Raw genomic sequence first — 20662 nt, 5'->3', positions numbered from 1 at the left:
TTCACTCCTGGTTTTTTTTATCCACATAATTATTCACATTATAAACAGCTGTAATAACTGGATTCCACAGACTTTTCCACATTATCCACATTCAATTAGGTTTTTATCCACATTATACACATAAAATTTCAACAATTGCCACTTTATCCACAAAAAATGTCCCTGTAGTAACAGGGACATTTTTCTCATATACGAATTAGTTGTGGATAGTAATTTCAAGACCTGGGTTCGCATTTAATGCCATAGTTGATCGCGCACCTTTTTCAAATAGGATACTCCCGGCAGCTGCGATCATTGCTGCATTATCTGTACATAAATTTAATGGCGGGATGACTAATTCAATCCCTGGCATCTTATCAAATTCCTTTTGCAGTGTTGACCGCAAACCTTTATTCGCAGCAACCCCACCTGCTAATAATACTTGTTTTACTTTATATTCTTCAACAGCTTTCATCGTTTTAGTTACAAGAACATCAATTACACTATCCTGAAAGCTTGCCGCTAGGTCTTCTGGGGATATCTTTTCCCCGCGCTGTTCTGCATTGTGGACAGTGTTGATAACTGCTGATTTTAATCCACTAAAACTAAAATCATAAGAGCCTTCCTCCAGCCAAGCTCTTGGTAAGTTAATGGTAGCTTCCCCAACTTGTGCTAACCGGTCAATATGAGGTCCACCCGGATAAGGCAGGTTCAAGGTTCTAGCTACTTTATCATACGCCTCTCCAGCAGCATCATCCCTTGTTTCACCAATGACTTCAAAGTGTCCTTGTTCTTTCATATAGACTAGCTCTGTATGTCCGCCTGAAACAACGAGGGAGAGTAATGGAAATGTTAGCTCCGTAACAAGCCGATTTGCATAGATATGGCCTGCAATATGATGAATACCGACTAATGGAATGTTATGTGCAAAGGCAATTGCTTTTGCCGCGTTAACGCCCACTAACAACGCTCCTACAAGGCCTGGACCTTCTGTGACTGCAATAGCATCAAGATCATCAAAGCTTATTTCTGCCTGCTTTAATGCCTCCTCAAGAACTATCGTAATTTGTTCCACATGATGCCGCGAAGCAATTTCAGGTACAACGCCCCCGAACCTTTTATGGCTTTCTATTTGTGATGCCACTATATTTGAAGCAATTTCTCTGCCGTTTTTGACAATGGCCACTGATGTTTCATCACAGCTTGTTTCAATACCCATAATATATTGATCATTATTCATTATAAATTCACCCACATTACTAGTGCATCTTCTCGATTATCCGTATAATAACTTTTCCGAATGGCTCCATCCTGAAAGCCAAGCTTTCGGTACAATGACTGGGCAATCGAGTTGGACACACGTACTTCAAGTGTCATCGTTTTAGCACCCATTTCTGAGGAGATCTCCATGATCTTCCTCATTAACGCTTCCCCAAGCTTCAGCCCTCGGTATTCAGGCAAAACGGCTACATTTGTAATATGCGCTTCGTCAACGATTATCCAAACACCACAGTACCCAATTAATGTTCCTTCATCTTCTAATCCGATATATACGGCAAATTTGTTTTGTTTAAACTCATTTCTAAAAGCCTCTTCCGTCCACGGCAATGTAAATGAGGCATGTTCAATTTTCAAAACCTCAGGAACATCATTTTCATTCAAAACACGAAAAGTGATAGAATTCGTCATTATGTTCTTCCTCACCATATTACTTTTTCTCTTTGTTAGCATTTAGCCAATTCGTTTCCGCTTCTGCTAAACGGATATAGTTAGGAACGAAGGAATGTATATCCTCCCCTTCTTTATCTCTTCCTAGCAAAGCGAGCTCTGACGGCCGAGGATTTTGTTCCGTGATTTCTGCAAAAACAGCCTGGCCTTCAAGCAACTCTAACAAAATAGGCTGATGCAGCGGCAAATCATTGCCGATAAATAGAATTCTCTGATTCAGTTCCTTAAGCTTTGCCGCCCATTCTGTGGATAATAGTAGCTGGTCTTTTTGTAAAGTATGTATTTTTCCGTCAACGAACTGGTAGAGGCCAGTGTAGATTTGTCCTCTTCTGGCATCGAATAATGGTGAAATAGCACCCTCGAAATAACGTCCAGCTGTGGAAGCAGAAACCTCTAGGCTTGAAATTCCCACTAATGGAATGTTAAGTGTCCAAGCTAATGTTTTCGCAATGGTTACGCCGATTCTAATACCTGTATAAGAGCCTGGCCCTTTGGCTACAACAATTTTTGAAAGGTCTGCTGGCTTTATGTCACAGTCCTTCAATAGTGCTTCAATAGCGGGCATAACTCGTACGGAATGATTCTTTTTTAGATTAGTGATATATTCGCCTTTTACTTGATCCCCATCCAATAACGCAACACCTAACGTATAATTAGATGTATCAATCGAAAGCACCTTCATCCTAATATCTCCTTACATAAATCCTCGTATCTTTTACCCTTTGGTTCTAATACAAATCTTCTAGAACCATTTTCACCTAGAAAAAGATTGATGGTTAACAATTCATTAGGCAGCTGACTTTCTATTAAATGTGCCCATTCAACAACTGTAACGCCATCACCCTCAAAGTATTCATCAAATCCTAGATCTTCAAAGGAATCTTCTACCCGGTAAACATCCATATGATATAGCGGAAGCCTGCCCTGGTATTCCTTTATAATGGTAAAAGTAGGACTGTTAACATTTCTATTAATTTCTAATCCAATGGCCAATCCTTTCGTAAACGTTGTTTTCCCTGCGCCAAGATCTCCTTCAAGAGCGATGACATCTCCAGGCTGCAAAAGGTTAGCCAGACGTTTTGAAAATTCCATTGTATCATCAGGATGTTTCGAAATAAACTCATATATACTCATAATAATTGATCACCATTATTTTTCTTAAATTGGAGTTACTAACTCACTTTTTTGTTATCAAAAAAACCTTAGGATCCATCCTAAGGTATCTTTCATATATAGTGTACATGATTTTAAATCTGCTAGCAAAACATGCTTTAAAAATAAAAAAGACGAAACCTAGTTTCGTACTTGTTTACGTATGTAAATGGCGGTCCGGACGGGACTCGAACCCGCGACCTCCTGCGTGACAGGCAGGCATTCTAACCAACTGAACTACCGGACCAGATTGCGGGGACAGGATTTGAACCTGCGACCTTCGGGTTATGAGCCCGACGAGCTACCGGACTGCTCCACCCCGCGATAGTAATATTTATATGATTTATATTATGCTCATATATAGCATAAGGACTGTCCCGATTTCAGGATGCTTATTCAAGCAGCGGCTCAATCGGTACAACTCGCAGATAATTCATGGAGTAACGCTCGTTGCTCCACCCCGCGATAATAATATTTAAAACAGCCTAGCGACGTCCTACTCTCACAAGGGGACAGCCCCTAACTACCATCGGCGCTGAAAAGCTTAACTTCCGTGTTCGGGATGGGAACGGGTGTGACCTTTTCGCTATCGCCACTAAGCCGACTACACTGAATATTCTTCCCTGCTGGCTTGCGACGAGCTGAGGGATTACTTCCCCGAATATGCTGCGGCGCAGGAGCAGACATTCAATGTACTATGTTTTACAATTAATATTCAACGAATACAATTATTGAGGTTTGTTCCCTCAAAACTAGATAATGCTGAAGAAGAATTTTCGAGTAATCATATTAAATGTGGTTAAGTCCTCGACCGATTAGTATTTGTCAGCTCCACGTGTCGCCACGCTTCCACCTCAAACCTATCAACCTGATCATCTTTCAGGGGTCTTACTAGCTTGACGCTATGGGAAATCTCATCTCGAGGGGGGCTTCATGCTTAGATGCTTTCAGCACTTATCCCGTCCGCACATAGCTACCCAGCTATGCCTTTGGCAAGACAACTGGTACACCAGCGGTGCGTCCATCCCGGTCCTCTCGTACTAAGGACAGCTCCTCTCAAATTTCCTGCGCCCACGACGGATAGGGACCGAACTGTCTCACGACGTTCTGAACCCAGCTCGCGTACCGCTTTAATGGGCGAACAGCCCAACCCTTGGGACCGACTACAGCCCCAGGATGCGATGAGCCGACATCGAGGTGCCAAACCTCCCCGTCGATGTGGACTCTTGGGGGAGATAAGCCTGTTATCCCCGGGGTAGCTTTTATCCGTTGAGCGATGGCCCTTCCATGCGGAACCACCGGATCACTAAGCCCGACTTTCGTCCCTGCTCGACTTGTAGGTCTCGCAGTCAAGCTCCCTTATGCCTTTACACTCTTCGAATGATTTCCAACCATTCTGAGGGAACCTTTGGGCGCCTCCGTTACTCTTTAGGAGGCGACCGCCCCAGTCAAACTGCCCACCTGACACTGTCTCCCGCCCCGATCAGGGGCGCGGGTTAGAATTTCAATACAGCCAGGGTAGTATCCCACCAATGCCTCCACCGAAGCTGGCGCTCCGGCTTCCAAGGCTCCTACCTATCCTGTACAAGCTGTACCGAAATTCAATATCAGGCTACAGTAAAGCTCCACGGGGTCTTTCCGTCCTGTCGCGGGTAACCTGCATCTTCACAGGTACTATAATTTCACCGAGTCTCTCGTTGAGACAGTGCCCAGATCGTTACGCCTTTCGTGCGGGTCAGAACTTACCTGACAAGGAATTTCGCTACCTTAGGACCGTTATAGTTACGGCCGCCGTTTACTGGGGCTTCAATTCAGAGCTTCGCTTGCGCTAACCCCTCCTCTTAACCTTCCAGCACCGGGCAGGCGTCAGCCCCTATACTTCGCCTTGCGGCTTCGCAGAGACCTGTGTTTTTGCTAAACAGTCGCCTGGGCCTATTCACTGCGGCTCATCCGGGCTATTCACCCAAATGAGCACCCCTTCTCCCTAAGTTACGGGGTGATTTTGCCGAGTTCCTTAACGAGAGTTCTCTCGCTCACCTTAGGATTCTCTCCTCGCCTACCTGTGTCGGTTTGCGGTACGGGCACCTTTTCCCTCGCTAGAGGCTTTTCTTGGCAGTGTGGATTCAGGAACTTCGGTACTATATTTCCCTCGCTATCACAGCTCAAGCTTAACGCAAGCGGGATTTGCCTCGCTTGCACTCTAACTGCTTAGACGCGCTATTCCAGCAGCGCGCTTACCCTATCCTCCTGCGTCCCCCCATTGCTCAAACGGTAAAGAGGTGGTACAGGAATATCAACCTGTTGTCCATCGCCTACGCTTTTCAGCCTCGGCTTAGGTCCCGACTAACCCTGAGCGGACGAGCCTTCCTCAGGAAACCTTAGGCATTCGGTGGATGGGATTCTCACCCATCTTTCGCTACTCATACCGGCATTCTCACTTCTAAGCGCTCCACCAGTCCTTACGGTCTAGCTTCAACGCCCTTAGAACGCTCTCCTACCACGGACATCGCAGATGTCCATCCACAGCTTCGGTGATACGTTTAGCCCCGGTACATTTTCGGCGCAGAGTCACTCGACCAGTGAGCTATTACGCACTCTTTAAATGGTGGCTGCTTCTAAGCCAACATCCTGGTTGTCTAAGCAACTCCACATCCTTTTCCACTTAACGTATACTTTGGGACCTTAACTGGTGGTCTGGGCTGTTTCCCTCTTGACTACGGATCTTATCACTCGCAGTCTGACTCCCATGGATAAATCTTTGGCATTCGGAGTTTGTCTGAATTCGGTAACCCGATGAGGGCCCCTAGTCCAAACAGTGCTCTACCTCCAAGATTCTAACAACATGAGGCTAGCCCTAAAGCTATTTCGGAGAGAACCAGCTATCTCCAAGTTCGATTGGAATTTCTCCGCTACCCACACCTCATCCCCGCACTTTTCAACGTGCGTGGGTTCGGTCCTCCATCCAGTGTTACCTGGACTTCAACCTGGACATGGGTAGGTCACCTGGTTTCGGGTCTACGACCACATACTCATACGCCCTATTCAGACTCGCTTTCGCTGCGGCTCCGTCTATTCAACTTAACCTTGCATGTAATCGTAACTCGCCGGTTCATTCTACAAAAGGCACGCCATCACCCGTTAAAGGGCTCTGACTACTTGTAGGCACACGGTTTCAGGAACTATTTCACTCCCCTTCCGGGGTGCTTTTCACCTTTCCCTCACGGTACTGGTTCACTATCGGTCACTAGGGAGTATTTAGCCTTGGGAGATGGTCCTCCCTGCTTCCGACGGGATTTCACGTGTCCCGCCGTACTCAGGATCCACTCTGGAGGGAACGAAGTTTCAACTACAGGGCTTTTACCTTCTCTGGCCGGCCTTTCCAGACCTGTTCATTTACCTCGTTCCTTTGTAACTCCGTATAGAGTGTCCTACAACCCCAAGAGGCAAGCCTCTTGGTTTGGGCTAATCCCGTTTCGCTCGCCGCTACTCAGGGAATCGCGTTTGCTTTCTCTTCCTCCGGGTACTTAGATGTTTCAGTTCCCCGGGTCTGCCTTCAATACCCTATGTATTCAGGTAAAGATACTGTTCCATTACGAACAGTGGGTTCCCCCATTCGGAAATCTCCGGATCAAAGCTTACTTACAGCTCCCCGAAGCATATCGGTGTTAGTCCCGTCCTTCATCGGCTCCTAGTGCCAAGGCATTCACCGTGCGCCCTTATTAACTTAACCTTGTTCGGTCAATGATAAGCTTCACATCTCTTCGTCAGCTCCGTCACTGCGCTCCTCACGTACCAACTGCGTACGTTCCGGTGCTCGTTCTGTCGCTTCCTCGACCTGTTCGCTTCTCATCGCCCTCACGATTCGTAAGAATCGTTTGGTTTTAAACTCTATATAAAATAGAGAGAATAACTAAAATGGCGATTACTCGGTTATTGCTTCTTCATTTCATTATCTAGTTTTCAAAGAACAAAGTTTTGAGAGATAATTCTCTCAAAACTGAACGAACAAGTAACGTCTTTTATTGAAGTATCAAGTACTTCAAATCTTCCTTAGAAAGGAGGTGATCCAGCCGCACCTTCCGATACGGCTACCTTGTTACGACTTCACCCCAATCATCTGTCCCACCTTAGGCGGCTGGCTCCTTACGGTTACCCCACCGACTTCGGGTGTTACAAACTCTCGTGGTGTGACGGGCGGTGTGTACAAGGCCCGGGAACGTATTCACCGCGGCATGCTGATCCGCGATTACTAGCGATTCCGGCTTCATGCAGGCGAGTTGCAGCCTGCAATCCGAACTGAGAATGGTTTTATGGGATTGGCTAAACCTCGCGGTCTTGCAGCCCTTTGTACCATCCATTGTAGCACGTGTGTAGCCCAGGTCATAAGGGGCATGATGATTTGACGTCATCCCCACCTTCCTCCGGTTTGTCACCGGCAGTCACCTTAGAGTGCCCAACTGAATGCTGGCAACTAAGATCAAGGGTTGCGCTCGTTGCGGGACTTAACCCAACATCTCACGACACGAGCTGACGACAACCATGCACCACCTGTCACTCTGTCCCCCGAAGGGGAAAGTCCTATCTCTAGGATTGTCAGAGGATGTCAAGACCTGGTAAGGTTCTTCGCGTTGCTTCGAATTAAACCACATGCTCCACCGCTTGTGCGGGCCCCCGTCAATTCCTTTGAGTTTCAGCCTTGCGGCCGTACTCCCCAGGCGGAGTGCTTAATGCGTTTGCTGCAGCACTAAAGGGCGGAAACCCTCTAACACTTAGCACTCATCGTTTACGGCGTGGACTACCAGGGTATCTAATCCTGTTCGCTCCCCACGCTTTCGCGCCTCAGCGTCAGTTACAGACCAGAGAGTCGCCTTCGCCACTGGTGTTCCTCCACATCTCTACGCATTTCACCGCTACACGTGGAATTCCACTCTCCTCTTCTGCACTCAAGTCCCCCAGTTTCCAATGACCCTCCACGGTTGAGCCGTGGGCTTTCACATCAGACTTAAAGGACCGCCTGCGCGCGCTTTACGCCCAATAATTCCGGACAACGCTTGCCACCTACGTATTACCGCGGCTGCTGGCACGTAGTTAGCCGTGGCTTTCTGGTTAGGTACCGTCAAGGTACCGGCAGTTACTCCGGTACTTGTTCTTCCCTAACAACAGAGTTTTACGATCCGAAAACCTTCATCACTCACGCGGCGTTGCTCCGTCAGACTTTCGTCCATTGCGGAAGATTCCCTACTGCTGCCTCCCGTAGGAGTCTGGGCCGTGTCTCAGTCCCAGTGTGGCCGATCACCCTCTCAGGTCGGCTACGCATCGTTGCCTTGGTGAGCCGTTACCTCACCAACTAGCTAATGCGCCGCGGGCCCATCTGTAAGTGATAGCCGAAGCCATCTTTCAGCTTTCCTACATGAGTAGAAAAGAATTATCCGGTATTAGCTCCGGTTTCCCGAAGTTATCCCAGTCTTACAGGCAGGTTGCCCACGTGTTACTCACCCGTCCGCCGCTAACTTTTGGGAGCAAGCTCCCGCAAGTTCGCTCGACTTGCATGTATTAGGCACGCCGCCAGCGTTCGTCCTGAGCCAGGATCAAACTCTCCAATAAATTGTGAGTTGATTAGCTCATAATGTCTTTTTTTAAAAAAAGACTAAAAGTTAAACGTTGACGTTTTTGTTCGTTCAGTTTTCAAAGAACTATCTTCTGGAGCGGGTGAAGGGAATCGAACCCTCATCAACAGCTTGGAAGGCTGTGGTTTTACCACTAAACTACACCCGCGATATCATTTTTTCATTAATCCTAATGGTCGGGAAGACAGGATTCGAACCTGCGACCCCTTGGTCCCAAACCAAGTGCTCTACCAAGCTGAGCTACTTCCCGTATATGGCGCGCCCGAAAGGAGTCGAACCCATAACCTTCTGATCCGTAGTCAGACGCTCTATCCAATTGAGCTACGGGCGCATTTATTAAAGCAACTTTTATAGTATATCTTGTTTCGTTTTGAATGTCAACAACTTTTTTTGGTGCGGCCGAGAGGACTTGAACCTCCACGGGGTTGCCCCCACTAGGCCCTCAACCTAGCGCGTCTGCCATTCCGCCACGACCGCTTTATAAGAAGTGACAAAGACTATAATACCAAAGATCATAATGCTATTCAACTGGTATTTTTTTGGTGCGGGTGAAGGGAGTCGAACCCCCACGCCTTGCGGCGCCAGATCCTAAGTCTGGTGCGTCTGCCAATTCCGCCACACCCGCATAGATCCTAAACAAAAGAAAAATAAATTACTTATCCGACTTTTTGTTTAAGGTGGTGAGCCATGAAGGACTCGAACCTTCGACCCTCTGATTAAAAGTCAGATGCTCTACCGACTGAGCTAATGGCTCATTATAGGATGTTATTTCCTAAATGTTGAATGTGGTCATAACTTGCTCCAAAGCCCTATTGGTCTTTGTCGCAAAATTTTTAAAAAACCACTCAGAGAAGCAAAGCTTCGATGTTGTTTTTTAAAAATTTGGCTGGGCTAGCTGGATTCGAACCAACGCATGTCGCAGTCAAAGTGCGATGCCTTACCGCTTGGCTATAGCCCATTGAAGTTTATATGGCGGTCCGGACGGGACTCGAACCCGCGACCTCCTGCGTGACAGGCAGGCATTCTAACCAACTGAACTACCGGACCATATTATATTTCTTTTAAAAAGTGACCCATACGGGATTCGAACCCGTGTTACCGCCGTGAAAGGGCGGTGTCTTAACCGCTTGACCAATGGGCCATATCATATATAAATATCTCTGGCGGAGAAGGAGGGATTTGAACCCTCGCGCCGCTTACGCGACCTACACCCTTAGCAGGGGCGCCTCTTCAGCCTCTTGAGTACTTCCCCATAATGGCTCCGCAGGTAGGATTCGAACCTACGACCGTTCGGTTAACAGCCGAATGCTCTACCACTGAGCTACTGCGGAATAGTTTGTATTGTTCCCTAAAATTTGATTAGCTTTGGGAATGTGCTCCAAATCCCTACGTGATTTGTTGCAGATTGCTGCAGCTTGCTATTCAAGGAAGTAATGCGCCGGACTGCAAGCTTCCACAATCTACTGCGGAATAATCACTGCCCGTTATCAACAAAATACTGTGTTTTTTTTACACATCATCTTGTCGACTCTTACTATTATAAAAACCTAGACCTTAAAAGTCAAGAATGTTTTTTAAAAAAATCATCTGTGGTTTTAAAGAATAATTATCCATTTTAAATGAATACTTATCCCTGTTTTATCTCTTTAATTTTTCTTAAGCTCCCTTTACATTTTCCGCAAACATATTTTTGTGTGTTGATACTTCTTTTCCGCTCATACAATTGGCCGCATTTTATGCAGGAATATATGATAACTCTTTTAAGCGTAGCTTTTTTTGCCCGTTCAGGTAGAGGAGAGCAAAATCTTGGTGCTCCAACGGCTTTCATTAAAAGTCTAAAATCCTGATCTCTATGCCTGTAGCCTTTCCCTTCTATATGAAGGTGATAGTGACAAAGCTCATGTTTAATAATTCCAGATAATTCTTCAAACCCGAGCTGTTCTAAGTATTTTCTATTTATCTCTATATTATGAGTGTCAAGCATATAACGCCCGCCAGTTGACCTGAGCCTTCCATTAAAATAAGCCATATGCCTAAATACCTTCCCAAAGCTATTTAGCGAAATCTCCTCAACTAACTTTTGCAGTTCTAAGTCATCCATCCCATTTTTCTCCTCTAAATTTATCGCAGATTAACGGGCTGTAAGAACCCAACTGATTGAAGTTTCACTTTATGTGAACGTGACAACCTATTATAGCATAGGTTATATATACCATTTAATATTAAATAGGTTTTGAAGACATTTTAACTTACATTCTAGAAGATACATCCCAAAAATCCCCTTTACACATTTAGAACAATGTTCTTTTCATTTCTTTCTGGGTATTTTAAATTCCGAGTCCTTATCAAAGGAGGTATTCAAGTGCCTGTTTGGTTTCGAAATCAAATGCAGCGGGCTTTTTTAACAAAAGATCGTTCCACTATAAAGTTATTAAATCAATGCTGGTATTTCTACAGAAAGAAACACTGTTCTTAATAAAACAATTAATCACCTTTTCTACGGAACAAGCCTATTCTAAAGTAAAAAAGCGCTAGGGTGTTCAACCTAGCGCAATTCATCGTAAAAAAATCATTATTCATTTGGGGCAAGCATAGTTAAAGAAACTCTACCTTTATTTTTATCTACAGAATCGACCCAAACGGTAACAACATCACCGACTGAAACAATATCTAGTGGATGCTTAACAAATTTGCGGCTTAATTTAGATATGTGAACAAGCCCATCTTGTTTTACTCCGATATCAACAAAAGCGCCGAAATCCACAACATTACGGACAGTCCCTTGCAGCTCCATACCTGCATTCAAATCCTCCAGCTGTAAAACATCCTTCTTTAATAACGGTGTTGGCAAATCATCACGCGGGTCTCTTTCCGGTCTGACAAGCGCATCGATAATATCCTTTAGAGTAAGCTCCCCTATCCCTAATTCTGCAGCTGTTTGGGCAACATTTAATTTTGAAAGTGAATCCTTTAATGCTGATGAACCTAAATCGCTTGTTTTAAACCCTTGTTTATCAAGCAATTTTATAACCTCCGGATAGCTTTCCGGATGGATGCCTGTACGATCTAGCGGTTCCTTTCCATCTATAATTCTTAGGAAACCGATAGCCTGCTCATATGTCTTAGCTCCTAGGCGCGGAATTTTCTTAAGCTGTTTGCGAGTTGAAAATTTTCCTTCTTCCTCCCGCATCTTTACTATATTATTGGCGACCGTCTTGGAAAGCCCTGCAACATATTGGAGCAAGGAAGAAGAAGCTGTATTGACATTTACACCTACTTGGTTTACAGCCGTTTCTACGACAAATGTTAAGGATTCTGATAATCTCTTTTGTGATACATCATGCTGATATTGCCCTACTCCAACAGACTTTGGGTCAATTTTCACTAGCTCTGCCAATGGATCCTGCAGGCGGCGGGCAATAGAGACAGCACTTCTTTCCTCTACTTGTAAATCTGGGAACTCTTCTCTGGCCAGATCAGAAGCCGAATATACACTCGCTCCCGCTTCATTTACGATAAGATAATAAACCTCTTCTTTAAGCTCTTTTAAAATATCAGCAACAAACTGTTCCGTCTCTCGCGAAGCAGTTCCGTTTCCAATCGCGATCATTTTTACTTGAAACGTATGAATGATATCAATAATTTGTGCTTTTGCTTCTCTCGTCTTTGAAACCGGGGGATGCGGATAAATGACTGCTATTTTCAGCACCTTTCCTGTCTCATCTACAACAGCTAGCTTACAGCCAGTCCGATAAGCCGGGTCCACTGCCAGCACAACTTTTCCTTTTAACGGCGGCTGCAGAAGGAGCTTTCGTAAATTCTCTGAAAAAATCATGATGGCCTGTTCTTCTGCTTTTTCTGTTAATTCATTTCTTATTTCCCTTTCAATCGATGGCTGAATTAAACGTTTGTACCCATCCTCATAGGCCTCTTGAACAATTGGCGTGACTGCTGATTTTTCATTTTTGATCCACTTTTTAGATAAAAACTTCAAAATAAAATCCGTGTTGGGTTTGACGCTGATACGGAGAATCTCTTCCTTTTCACCTCGGTTTAATGCCAATGTGCGATGCGGAACGATTTTTGAAATGGGCTCTTCGTACTCATAGTACATCTCAAAAACCTTTTTCTCGTCCTTTGATTCGTCCTTCACTGTTGATTCTATCGTTCCTGTTCTTGCCGTTTGCTCGCGAATCCATTTTCTGCTGTCTGCATCATCGGATACCCATTCTGCAATGATATCCTTTGCCCCAGCAATCGCTTCTTCAACGGAATTTACTTCTTTTTCCTCTGAGAGAAATTCCTTTGCTTTATTCTCTGGAGATTGTGTTAATGAAAAGGTTAGCATCCATTCTGCAAATGGCTCCAAGCCTTTTTCCTTCGCAATAGTTGCCTTCGTCCGGCGCTTCTGCTTGTATGGGCGATACAAATCCTCAATTTCCTGCAGCTTCTCTGCATTCTGTATGTTGTTTTTTAATTCATCTGTTAGCTTTCCTTGCTCATCTATTAGTCGAATTACTTCTTCTTTCCGCTGCTCAAGATTTTGTATGTATTGCCAGCGCTCCATGATGTCACGAATTTGGACCTCATCTAAAGCGCCAGTTTGTTCTTTACGATAACGGGCAATAAAAGGGACCGTGTTTCCCTCTTCCAAAAGGCCGATTGTGTTTCTAACTTGTTTAACAGATAACGATTGTTCTGATGCGATTTTTTCAAAAACTTGATTATTTACGATAGTTGTTTCCAAAATTTTACCCCCAGCCATTTAAGTCTTGTTTTTCATTTTACCAAATTCTTGATTAAGTTTCATTTGTGACTCCACGCTATTTCCAAAAAAAGAAGCTTGCCTACAACTAGGCAGCCTCCATTTCAGCAACATTAAGTATTTGTTGATTCTTAGTTGACTGATTCTGCATGTATCGCTTCCTGCAGTTTTTTAATGGCTCGTCTTTGGAGCCTTGAAACATGCATTTGGGAAATTTGCAATTTTTCACCCGTTTCCTTTTGACTCATGTTTTCTAAATATGTGTATTGGATGATTTGTTTCTCTCTCTCTGTTAGCACATGCAATGCTTTTTCCAATACAAGCATCTGATTGATCTTTTCGTAACCCTTATCAATCTGACCCACTATATCATGTAAGGTAACGGTTCCACCTTCTGAATCAGCATCTATCGAATGATCAACAGAAAGAGCCTGATAGCTTTTACCCATTTCAAGGGCTTCTAGAACCTCTTCCTCTTCAATGTCTAATACTTCCGCAATTTCGTTCATTTTCGGAGACCTTTGGAGTTTAACTGTTAACTCCTCGATCGTTGTTTTGATTTTCGGTCCTAGCTCCTTAATCCGGCGGGGCACATGAACACTCCATGTTTTATCACGTAAAAACCGCTTGATTTCTCCGATAATAGTCGGGACTGCAAATGCCTCAAAATTTTTCCCAAAGGTTTCATCATATCGGAGTATAGCACCTAGCAGTCCAATTAGCCCAACCTGAATTATATCCTCATGAAAGGCTTTTCCCCTTGAGTATTTTCGTGCAATGGATTCGACCAAATTCTGATAGTATAACACGAGTGAATTTAGAGCTTCTTCATCTTGGTGCTGCTGATAAGCTTTGATGAGCTGGTTGATTTCATCCTTTGATTTTTGATTAGGTCGAGAGTGCTTTAGCATCCATCTCCACCTGCTCTCCTTCTAGGTATTTGATCATGAATACCGTCACACCCTCTTTATCATGGATTCTAACTTCATCCATTAATGACTCAATTAAGTACAGCCCCAAACCTCCTTCACGCAAATATTCAATGGATTCTGTCTGTTGATACCGTCCAATCCCTTGCTTAGCGGATAAAAAGTCAAAGCTTTTGCCATTGTCCGCAACCATTACTTCCAGCCGGTTTTCGTATAACCCGAAACCAACGACCACTTCTCCATGTTCTTCCTCTTTATATGCGTGTTGTACAGCATTTGTACAGGCCTCACTTAAAGCAATTTTTAAATCTTCAATATCGTCATATGCAAAGCCCATCCGGCTCGCAATTCCCGATAGGGTAAGCCGAACCACATTCACGAATTCCGCTTTTGCAGGGACCTTAATTTCAATATAATCAAACGATTGATTCATTCTCTTCACCTTCATTCTGGCTGGAAATATCAATAATATTGGCGAGACCAGTCATTTTGAAAAGCCTCAATAAACGCTGAGATAATCCAACTATCCGAAGCTTGCCTTGATTGGAGCGTAAATTTTTAAACACACCAACAAACACTCCTAACCCTGTGCTATCCAGGTAGGATACATTAGATAGGTTAATGATCATTTCTATTCCTTCTATTTCTGAAAGAGGAAATAGCCTCTCTCTAAGCTTTGGTGCAGTAAACGCATCAATCTCACCTTGAACAATCACATTCATTTGAGTTCCCTGCTCGTGAATTTTTACTGACATATTCATAACAGACCCACCTTTTTGCATATCAATTGGATATTTACTTCCCTGTTTGCTGAATGAATAAACCTATTTATTTATATTTTTTAAAATGATTATTAACAGTTTAGCAGAAATAATGGATGGGTAAGGATAATCAAGGTCCACAAGCCTTAAATAAAAAAAATAAAAAAAGGCAAGCATTAAAAATGCTTGCCGCGGGTAGATGTTAATACTAATTAGATAAATAAAAGACCACTTGTCGTGCCACAAATAAAAACGCCCTTTTGGAAAGAGCGTATTTTGAATTAAAATTCGATGAGCCCTAAACTAATCTGAACGGCTTCATCCACTTTTTCCATCATTTCGTCATCGAGATGGGTAATTTTATCGGTTAAGCGCTGTTTATCGATTGTTCGAATCTGCTCTAAAAGAATAACCGAATCCCGTTCAAAGCCATAGCGCTTCGCATCAATTTCAACATGAGTAGGCAGCTTAGCCTTCTGAATTTGAGCAGTGATTGCAGCAACAATTACTGTGGGACTAAACCGATTCCCGATGTCGTTTTGGATGATCAGCACTGGACGGACGCCACCTTGTTCTGAACCAACAACTGGGGATAGGTCTGCAAAATAAACGTCACCACGTTTGACAATCAAGGGATTACCCTCCGCTAACTAGACGTTCAACTGTGTGTTCTGCCTCGAATTCTGCGAGAAATGCTTCAGATGCAATCGTCAAGTTTATTTTAGCCATCTCCATATAACCACGTCTCATGGCCTCACGAATTTGTCTCTTTTTCCGCTCACGCAAATACATTTTGGTTGCTTGATAAATGAATTCACTCCGATTTACGTTTTCCTGCTTTACAAAGCCATCTAACTCGGTTACAAGATGTTGCGGTAATTTCACCATAATCTCTGTTGTTGCGCTGGACTCAGACACAAACAAACACCTCCACCATCACTACACACCATTTTATATCTACCATTTTTAATATTAACATCAATCCGACCTCATGCAAAGGGGGTTTATCAATTCTTCTCTATTATCCGCCAAGAAATTATTCTTTTATGCATAAAGTAATGCATTCATAAGGAAGAAATTAAATTTCTCCTGATTCCTTTTAAAAATGAGGTCAGTTTCAATGTAATCCCAATCTAGAGTAGGCTGTTTATAATCTTTGCGACTTGCCCATTTTTCTTGTACACCCTAGGAATTCTTGCCCCGATCATACAAGTGATTTCATAATTTATAGTTCCTAGGCTCTTTGCAATGTCATCAGCTGTGATCTTTTCTTCTCCTTGCTGTCCTATAAGAGTCACGTCTGTCCCAACTGGTAAATCAGAAGGAAGCTTGATCATACACTGATCCATGCATATTCTGCCGACAATCGGGGCTCTTTTCCCATCTATAAGTACATCCTGCCCCTGGAGCATACGTGTCCATCCATCAGCATACCCTATTGGCAGCGTTCCAATCCATTCATCTTCCTTTGCTTCATAAGTTGCACCGTAGCTAATCTTCTCCCCTTTTTTCACCTTTTTAACATTCACAATCTTCGTATGAAGAGTAAAAGCAGGTTTTAAAGGAAAAGGGAGGGTCGGCTCCATTTCTGCAGATGGCATTAATCCATACATAGCAATCCCCATTCTGACAGCATTTAAATGTGCTTCCGAATATCTTAATGATGCCGCACTATTACTTGTATGAATCAATTCTGGTTTTTTCTTCAGCCATGAAACCATTTCCTTAAAACGTTCCAATTGCATAGTGAAATAAGCAGAATCCATCTCATCAGCTGTTGCAAAATGAGTAAACACCCCTTCTATATGGAAGGCATGACTTTTGGCAACAACTGCCTCAATCTCCTGAAGCTCTTTCCCGCTCCGAATTCCTATTCTGCCCATTCCGGTGTCTAGCTTTAAATGGATCATTAATTTTCGATCAGCCCCAACATATTGCTTAGCTTTTTCAAGCCAATCCAGCTGGAAGACAGTTAATGTAATATTTTGTTCAACCGCAATTTCCGCATCCTCTGGCCGGCTTGCACCCAAAACAAGAATTGGCGCAGATATCCCTTTTTTCCTTAAGGAAAGCGCCTCGTCCAGAGTAGCTACAGCAATATAATTAGCACCTGCCGCTAACGCCGCCTTAGCAACCTCTGCATCCCCATGTCCATATCCGTTTGCCTTGACAACAGCAAATATCTTAACGTCAGCATGTACATGATTTCTCATTTCCTCAACATTATATGATATATGATCCAAATTAATTTCTGCCCACGTATCTCGATAAAAAGTAGTTTGGCAATCTGCAACTTTAGCCATTTTTGAACACCCTTTTTTCTTTTTTATATGTCGATTATCGACCCCCTTCGACACCTTTGTCAATTAATTTTCCAAGTTTTCAGGAATATCTCAATATAAAAATAACCATGAGCATATATCTGCTCCCAACCAAAAATGCAAAGTTAAAAGGCTTCATTTTTCTGCGCTAGTGATGACTTCGTAAAGGATAAGTTCTGCTGAATCCGCTGACCATTTAGCTTTACATACAAAAAAGGCCCTTATTCAGAGCCTATGAAGAATTTATTTTACCGTACTTTCTTGCACAGATCTTGCAACCTCAACTAGTTCTTGTTCTGTCAGGTCATTAGAGGCAATAACATAGTCAACCCCTTGGTACGTCCATTTAATTGTATTATTTGATAATGCACCAATTGTAAAGCCTAAATCTACTGGTTCGCCGCTAATTGTAGTGGAAGAGGAGGCTGGCATAACGACCGCTTTTTCCTGAACGATTGTGAAAGATTTTTCCCCATCATAGGTTAAGATCACTCGTTTACCGTTTTCTGTTTTAATTGCCTTCTCATCAACTAAATCAGCTCCCGGTAATTCTGAAGGATATTTGACCGAGAATTCATCGCTGCCCACTTCCGCTAAAACAGGAACAGATAGTTGAGCACTTGTCATATTCTTTTGCATATCAAAATCTTTTTTATCAAAAGCGGCATTAAATTTAACGTCAGTGAATTCAACCTTTACGAGCGTGTTTTTATCCGTATCCATGACCTTAACACTTACTGGAGAGAGATCAGATTTCTTTAACGTGATTTCTTGGGTAGGAAGCATTTGGTTATTTTGATATCTTGTTTTCGTTTCAAAAACGTAATGATCTTTCGTTGCAGTGAATTTAGCCTCTTCATCCTCGACAATATCTTTTACTAAAGACTCATAAAGGTAGGCTTGACTGCTGTTTTGTGGCCAATCGCTTTGAAAACGGAAGCTTTTATTCAGTGCTGGCGTCAGAACAAAAACCCCATCATCATTGCGCAGAATCATTTGGCTTTGGTCCTTTTGAGCATTTTTGAGATTGACACGGTAGTAGGATGGATCTTTATGCCAAACCTCAATCTCATATACCTGTGGTTCAGTTCCCATTTCTAATGTCATCTTCGCGTTTGCCTTGTACCCCTTTAGATCCTCGACTTTGCCATTTAGATCTTTTACAACATCGTCCTTGGATTTCGTTCCGCAGGCAGACAACGCAACCACTGCCAATATCCCGATTAGCAGCATTAACCATTTTCTCCTCATTCCTTCAACCCCTTTTGCCTCTATTCAGTGTATTGTCCAGCCACAGCACCTAAGTCATTTTTCCAACAAGGTCCATCTTTTTCAAGAATAATGCTATCGACTTTCCTTGTTAAATACGTGACTTTGCATTGCGCTAACCGTGGAGGAGGTAAAGGATAAACGAAAGTGGATTATGACAAATATCCCCTTGTCTAGCCTTGTCTCTCCTATTGCACTATGAATATATGAGACAACCATCCGGAATATGCTAGGTTGAATGACAAGCTTTTTCTTTTTCACCTATACTTTTTCAATGATGACCTGGGCCACAGCGTACTCTTTACTGTGAGAAATGGAGAGATGCACACCCTTATAGATCGGTTTTGAAACGTAAGGCTTCCCTTTTTCGTCCTTTTCAACTTCAATATCTAAAAAAGATAGGCTTCCTCCAATTCCTGTCCCCATTGCTTTAGAAAAAGCTTCTTTTGCTGCAAAGCGCCCCGCCAAATATTCTATCTTCCTTTCAGAAGTTAATGCCTGAAATGCAGCGGTTTCTTTCGCTGTTAAAATCCTTTCTGCAAATTTCTCTTGTCTTTCATATATTTTTTTTATTCGATTTAGCTCTACAATATCTATTCCAATTCCAGTAATCATCTCTTATCATCCTTCTAATTCAGATAAATTTTGCATAAATAATAGTATAAGAACAGCAAATCCGGGTGTTTTTCAAACATATATTATCATGTTCATTTCCTTTTTGGGCTATGATGGAGTGAAAAGAGAGAAAAGAGGAGCCTTATGTTTACACGGACAGAAAGCTTTAAAGAATTTCTGCGATATTATCCAATCATTTCAATCATTATTGCCATTCATATTATTCTTTACTTCCTATCAGTTTTCCCTTTGCTCCCCAATTTATGGCTTTATGAACATTTCGCTGGGGTAAACCTTTATATTGCTGAGGGGGAATACTGGCGTCTTGCCACACCGATTCTCCTGCATGGCGATTTGCCGCACATGCTTTTTAATAGCTTTTCCCTTGTCCTTTTTGGACCTGCCTTAGAACGTATGCTGGGAAAGGGAAAATTCATTTTTGTATATTTCATGGCCGGAATAGCCGCTAATGTGGCTACGCTAATTTTGGAGCCCTTAACCTATATACATGTCGGTTCAAGCGGAGCTATCTTCGGGCTGTTCGGATATTATGCTTCTGTCATTATGTATAGGAAAGATTTAATGTCAAAGGCAAATTCTCAACTCATATTGACTATCACCATTATCGCCTTGATTATGACGTTTTTGCAGCCAAATATCAATGTTACGGCCCATTTATTCGGTCTGCTAGCTGGTTTTCTGTTAGGTTTAGCCTTGCTGCCACATAAGCAAAGACCAAACATAAGATTCAACTTTAACTTAGGAAAAAAACATCCCGCATCTTTCAAAGGGGTATCAGCTCCAAAATTAATAATATGGTGCGGCATTATCATTTTAGCGATAGTAGGATTACTATTCAGGTAAACGTAAGATTACTAAATGAAAAAGCGATGTCATTACGAAATCGAAATGGCATCGCTTTTTTTATTAATATCTATTCATTATTTTCTTTGAGCACCTTGCCCCAATTGCTTAATTCTGCAATCTGTCTAATGCCGCCTTCTAATTTCTCATCAACAACACTTGCATCATTAATATGTCTAATTATCATCTCATTTGCCTGTTCAAAAATAGCCTGTGTTTCACTAATTTCGCTCATCACATCATTTGAATATTCTCTTTGCTCTTCGATTGTGCCAATCACGTCCTTCACCTCAGATTGGAGGTTATTAAAAACAGTTAAAATATAGTTTATTTTACTGGTCGTGTCAGTACTAAGCTGAATCCCATTTTCGATTAACCCTGTGCTCACCTTTGTCGATTGCAGTGAGTCCTCGATATCTTTTTGAATATTTTGTGTAAGTACACTGATATTATGGGTGCTTTCAGCTGTATTTTCTGCAAGCTTCCTTACCTCTTCTGCGACAACTGCAAACCCTTTGCCATGTTCTCCCGCTCTTGCAGCCTCTATGGAAGCATTTAGTGCTAATAAATTGGTTTGATCGGCAATTTCCTTGATTACCTTCACAATCATTTCGATTTCTTTCGATCTTTCATTTAATTGGTTCATTTTTAC

16 protein-coding genes, 13 tRNA genes, 3 rRNA genes and 1 pseudogene are annotated in these 20662 nt (G+C 42.9%); 2 read left to right on the top strand and 31 right to left on the bottom strand.

Features of this window, described 5'->3' with window-relative positions; translation table 11 throughout:
• Positions 1-196: 196 nt before the first annotated feature.
• The 21 genes from tsaD to RRV45_RS02600 form a co-directional block, all read right to left on the bottom strand.
• On the bottom strand, positions 197-1219 hold the full coding sequence (gene tsaD / locus RRV45_RS02700) for a tRNA (adenosine(37)-N6)-threonylcarbamoyltransferase complex transferase subunit TsaD (protein WP_315667211.1): 1023 nt from the start codon (positions 1217-1219) through the stop codon (positions 197-199).
• Positions 1219-1668 carry a ribosomal protein S18-alanine N-acetyltransferase gene (gene rimI / locus RRV45_RS02695; RefSeq protein WP_315667209.1) on the bottom strand — a complete coding sequence of 150 codons (450 nt, stop codon included), beginning with the start codon at positions 1666-1668 and terminating at the stop codon, positions 1219-1221. Before rimI ends, tsaD begins: the two co-directional genes overlap by 1 nt.
• 19 nt (positions 1669-1687) lie before the next feature.
• Positions 1688-2389 (bottom strand): tRNA (adenosine(37)-N6)-threonylcarbamoyltransferase complex dimerization subunit type 1 TsaB, encoded by a 702-nt coding sequence (gene tsaB, locus RRV45_RS02690; protein ID WP_315667208.1) that lies wholly within the window; start codon positions 2387-2389, stop codon positions 1688-1690.
• Positions 2386-2841, bottom strand: a complete 456-nt coding sequence (tsaE, locus tag RRV45_RS02685) for a tRNA (adenosine(37)-N6)-threonylcarbamoyltransferase complex ATPase subunit type 1 TsaE (protein ID WP_315667207.1) — start codon at positions 2839-2841, stop codon at positions 2386-2388. Before tsaE ends, tsaB begins: the two co-directional genes overlap by 4 nt.
• Before the next feature lie 188 nt (positions 2842-3029).
• A tRNA-Asp gene (locus tag RRV45_RS02680) sits at positions 3030-3106 on the bottom strand.
• A gap of 3 nt (positions 3107-3109) precedes the next feature.
• Positions 3110-3183, bottom strand: a tRNA-Met gene (locus RRV45_RS02675).
• Positions 3184-3342: 159 nt separating this feature from the next.
• Positions 3343-3459 (bottom strand): 5S ribosomal RNA (gene rrf, locus RRV45_RS02670).
• Between the two features lie 195 nt (positions 3460-3654).
• Positions 3655-6589 (bottom strand): 23S ribosomal RNA (locus RRV45_RS02665).
• A gap of 324 nt (positions 6590-6913) precedes the next feature.
• Positions 6914-8463, bottom strand: a 16S ribosomal RNA gene (locus tag RRV45_RS02660).
• Together the 16S, 23S and 5S rRNA genes with 13 tRNA genes alongside form the textbook arrangement of a ribosomal RNA operon.
• Before the next feature lie 97 nt (positions 8464-8560).
• Positions 8561-8634: transfer RNA gene (locus tag RRV45_RS02655), tRNA-Gly, on the bottom strand.
• A 25-nt stretch (positions 8635-8659) separates the two neighbouring features.
• Positions 8660-8736: transfer RNA gene (locus RRV45_RS02650), tRNA-Pro, on the bottom strand.
• A gap of 4 nt (positions 8737-8740) precedes the next feature.
• Positions 8741-8817, bottom strand: a tRNA-Arg gene (locus tag RRV45_RS02645).
• A 60-nt stretch (positions 8818-8877) separates the two neighbouring features.
• Positions 8878-8963 (bottom strand) — tRNA-Leu (locus tag RRV45_RS02640).
• A gap of 63 nt (positions 8964-9026) precedes the next feature.
• Positions 9027-9111: transfer RNA gene (locus tag RRV45_RS02635), tRNA-Leu, on the bottom strand.
• Between the two features lie 53 nt (positions 9112-9164).
• Positions 9165-9240: transfer RNA gene (locus tag RRV45_RS02630), tRNA-Lys, on the bottom strand.
• A gap of 129 nt (positions 9241-9369) precedes the next feature.
• Positions 9370-9444 (bottom strand) — tRNA-Gln (locus tag RRV45_RS02625).
• Between the two features lie 12 nt (positions 9445-9456).
• Positions 9457-9533: transfer RNA gene (locus RRV45_RS02620), tRNA-Asp, on the bottom strand.
• A gap of 22 nt (positions 9534-9555) precedes the next feature.
• Positions 9556-9627: transfer RNA gene (locus RRV45_RS02615), tRNA-Glu, on the bottom strand.
• 20 nt (positions 9628-9647) lie between these two features.
• A tRNA-Ser gene (locus RRV45_RS02610) sits at positions 9648-9738 on the bottom strand.
• Between the two features lie 4 nt (positions 9739-9742).
• Positions 9743-9817: transfer RNA gene (locus tag RRV45_RS02605), tRNA-Asn, on the bottom strand.
• Positions 9818-10113: 296 nt separating this feature from the next.
• Entirely contained in the window at positions 10114-10587 is a 474-nt protein-coding gene (locus RRV45_RS02600; RefSeq protein ID WP_315667206.1) for a SprT family protein, read from the bottom strand.
• Positions 10588-10848: 261 nt separating this feature from the next.
• On the opposite strand from RRV45_RS02600, the gene cmpA reads away from it, so the two are divergent.
• Positions 10849-10962, top strand: coding sequence for a cortex morphogenetic protein CmpA (gene cmpA, locus RRV45_RS02595; RefSeq protein WP_315667205.1), 114 nt, complete (start codon positions 10849-10851; stop codon positions 10960-10962).
• 96 nt (positions 10963-11058) lie between these two features.
• On the opposite strand, the gene RRV45_RS02590 is transcribed toward cmpA, so the two are convergent.
• The 9 genes from RRV45_RS02590 to acpS all read right to left on the bottom strand — a co-directional run bounded on the left by RRV45_RS02590 (position 11059) and on the right by acpS (position 19146).
• Positions 11059-13233, bottom strand: a complete 2175-nt coding sequence (locus RRV45_RS02590; RefSeq protein ID WP_410489323.1) for a Tex family protein — start codon at positions 13231-13233, stop codon at positions 11059-11061.
• Positions 13234-13382: 149 nt separating this feature from the next.
• On the bottom strand, positions 13383-14162 hold the full coding sequence (gene sigB / locus RRV45_RS02585) for an RNA polymerase sigma factor SigB (RefSeq protein WP_315667203.1): 780 nt from the start codon (positions 14160-14162) through the stop codon (positions 13383-13385).
• Positions 14140-14613 carry an anti-sigma B factor RsbW gene (gene rsbW / locus RRV45_RS02580; RefSeq protein WP_315667202.1) on the bottom strand — a complete coding sequence of 158 codons (474 nt, stop codon included), beginning with the start codon at positions 14611-14613 and terminating at the stop codon, positions 14140-14142. The genes sigB and rsbW overlap by 23 nt, the downstream gene beginning before the upstream one ends.
• Positions 14597-14941 (bottom strand): anti-sigma factor antagonist, encoded by a 345-nt coding sequence (locus tag RRV45_RS02575; RefSeq protein WP_315667200.1) that lies wholly within the window; start codon positions 14939-14941, stop codon positions 14597-14599. The genes rsbW and RRV45_RS02575 overlap by 17 nt, the downstream gene beginning before the upstream one ends.
• A gap of 281 nt (positions 14942-15222) precedes the next feature.
• Positions 15223-15573, bottom strand: coding sequence for a type II toxin-antitoxin system endoribonuclease NdoA (gene ndoA, locus RRV45_RS02570; RefSeq protein ID WP_066301680.1), 351 nt, complete (start codon positions 15571-15573; stop codon positions 15223-15225).
• A gap of 4 nt (positions 15574-15577) precedes the next feature.
• Positions 15578-15859, bottom strand: coding sequence for a CopG family ribbon-helix-helix protein (locus tag RRV45_RS02565; RefSeq protein WP_315667199.1), 282 nt, complete (start codon positions 15857-15859; stop codon positions 15578-15580).
• A 215-nt stretch (positions 15860-16074) separates the two neighbouring features.
• Positions 16075-17244 carry an alanine racemase gene (gene alr, locus RRV45_RS02560; RefSeq protein ID WP_315667198.1) on the bottom strand — a complete coding sequence of 390 codons (1170 nt, stop codon included), beginning with the start codon at positions 17242-17244 and terminating at the stop codon, positions 16075-16077.
• 261 nt (positions 17245-17505) lie between these two features.
• A complete protein-coding gene (locus RRV45_RS02555) occupies positions 17506-18513 on the bottom strand; it encodes a LolA family protein (RefSeq protein WP_315667197.1) in 1008 nt (335 codons plus the stop codon).
• Positions 18514-18792: 279 nt separating this feature from the next.
• Positions 18793-19146, bottom strand: a complete 354-nt coding sequence (acpS, locus tag RRV45_RS02550; protein ID WP_315667196.1) for a holo-ACP synthase — start codon at positions 19144-19146, stop codon at positions 18793-18795.
• A 144-nt stretch (positions 19147-19290) separates the two neighbouring features.
• Between acpS and RRV45_RS02545 the strand changes: the two genes are divergently transcribed.
• Entirely contained in the window at positions 19291-20010 is a 720-nt protein-coding gene (locus RRV45_RS02545) for a rhomboid family intramembrane serine protease (RefSeq protein ID WP_315667195.1), read from the top strand.
• 70 nt (positions 20011-20080) lie between these two features.
• On the opposite strand, the pseudogene RRV45_RS22055 reads toward RRV45_RS02545, so the two are convergent.
• A pseudogene (locus RRV45_RS22055) lies at positions 20081-20650 on the bottom strand (methyl-accepting chemotaxis protein); the annotation flags it as partial.
• Between the last annotated feature and the right edge of the window lie 12 nt (positions 20651-20662).

The sequence above is a fragment of the Bacillus sp. DTU_2020_1000418_1_SI_GHA_SEK_038 genome (genome assembly GCF_032341175.1).
GTDB lineage: Bacteria > Bacillota > Bacilli > Bacillales > Cytobacillaceae > Cytobacillus.
Note: the sequence above shows the minus strand (reverse complement) of the source record. Positions and strands in the feature narration are given on the sequence as shown.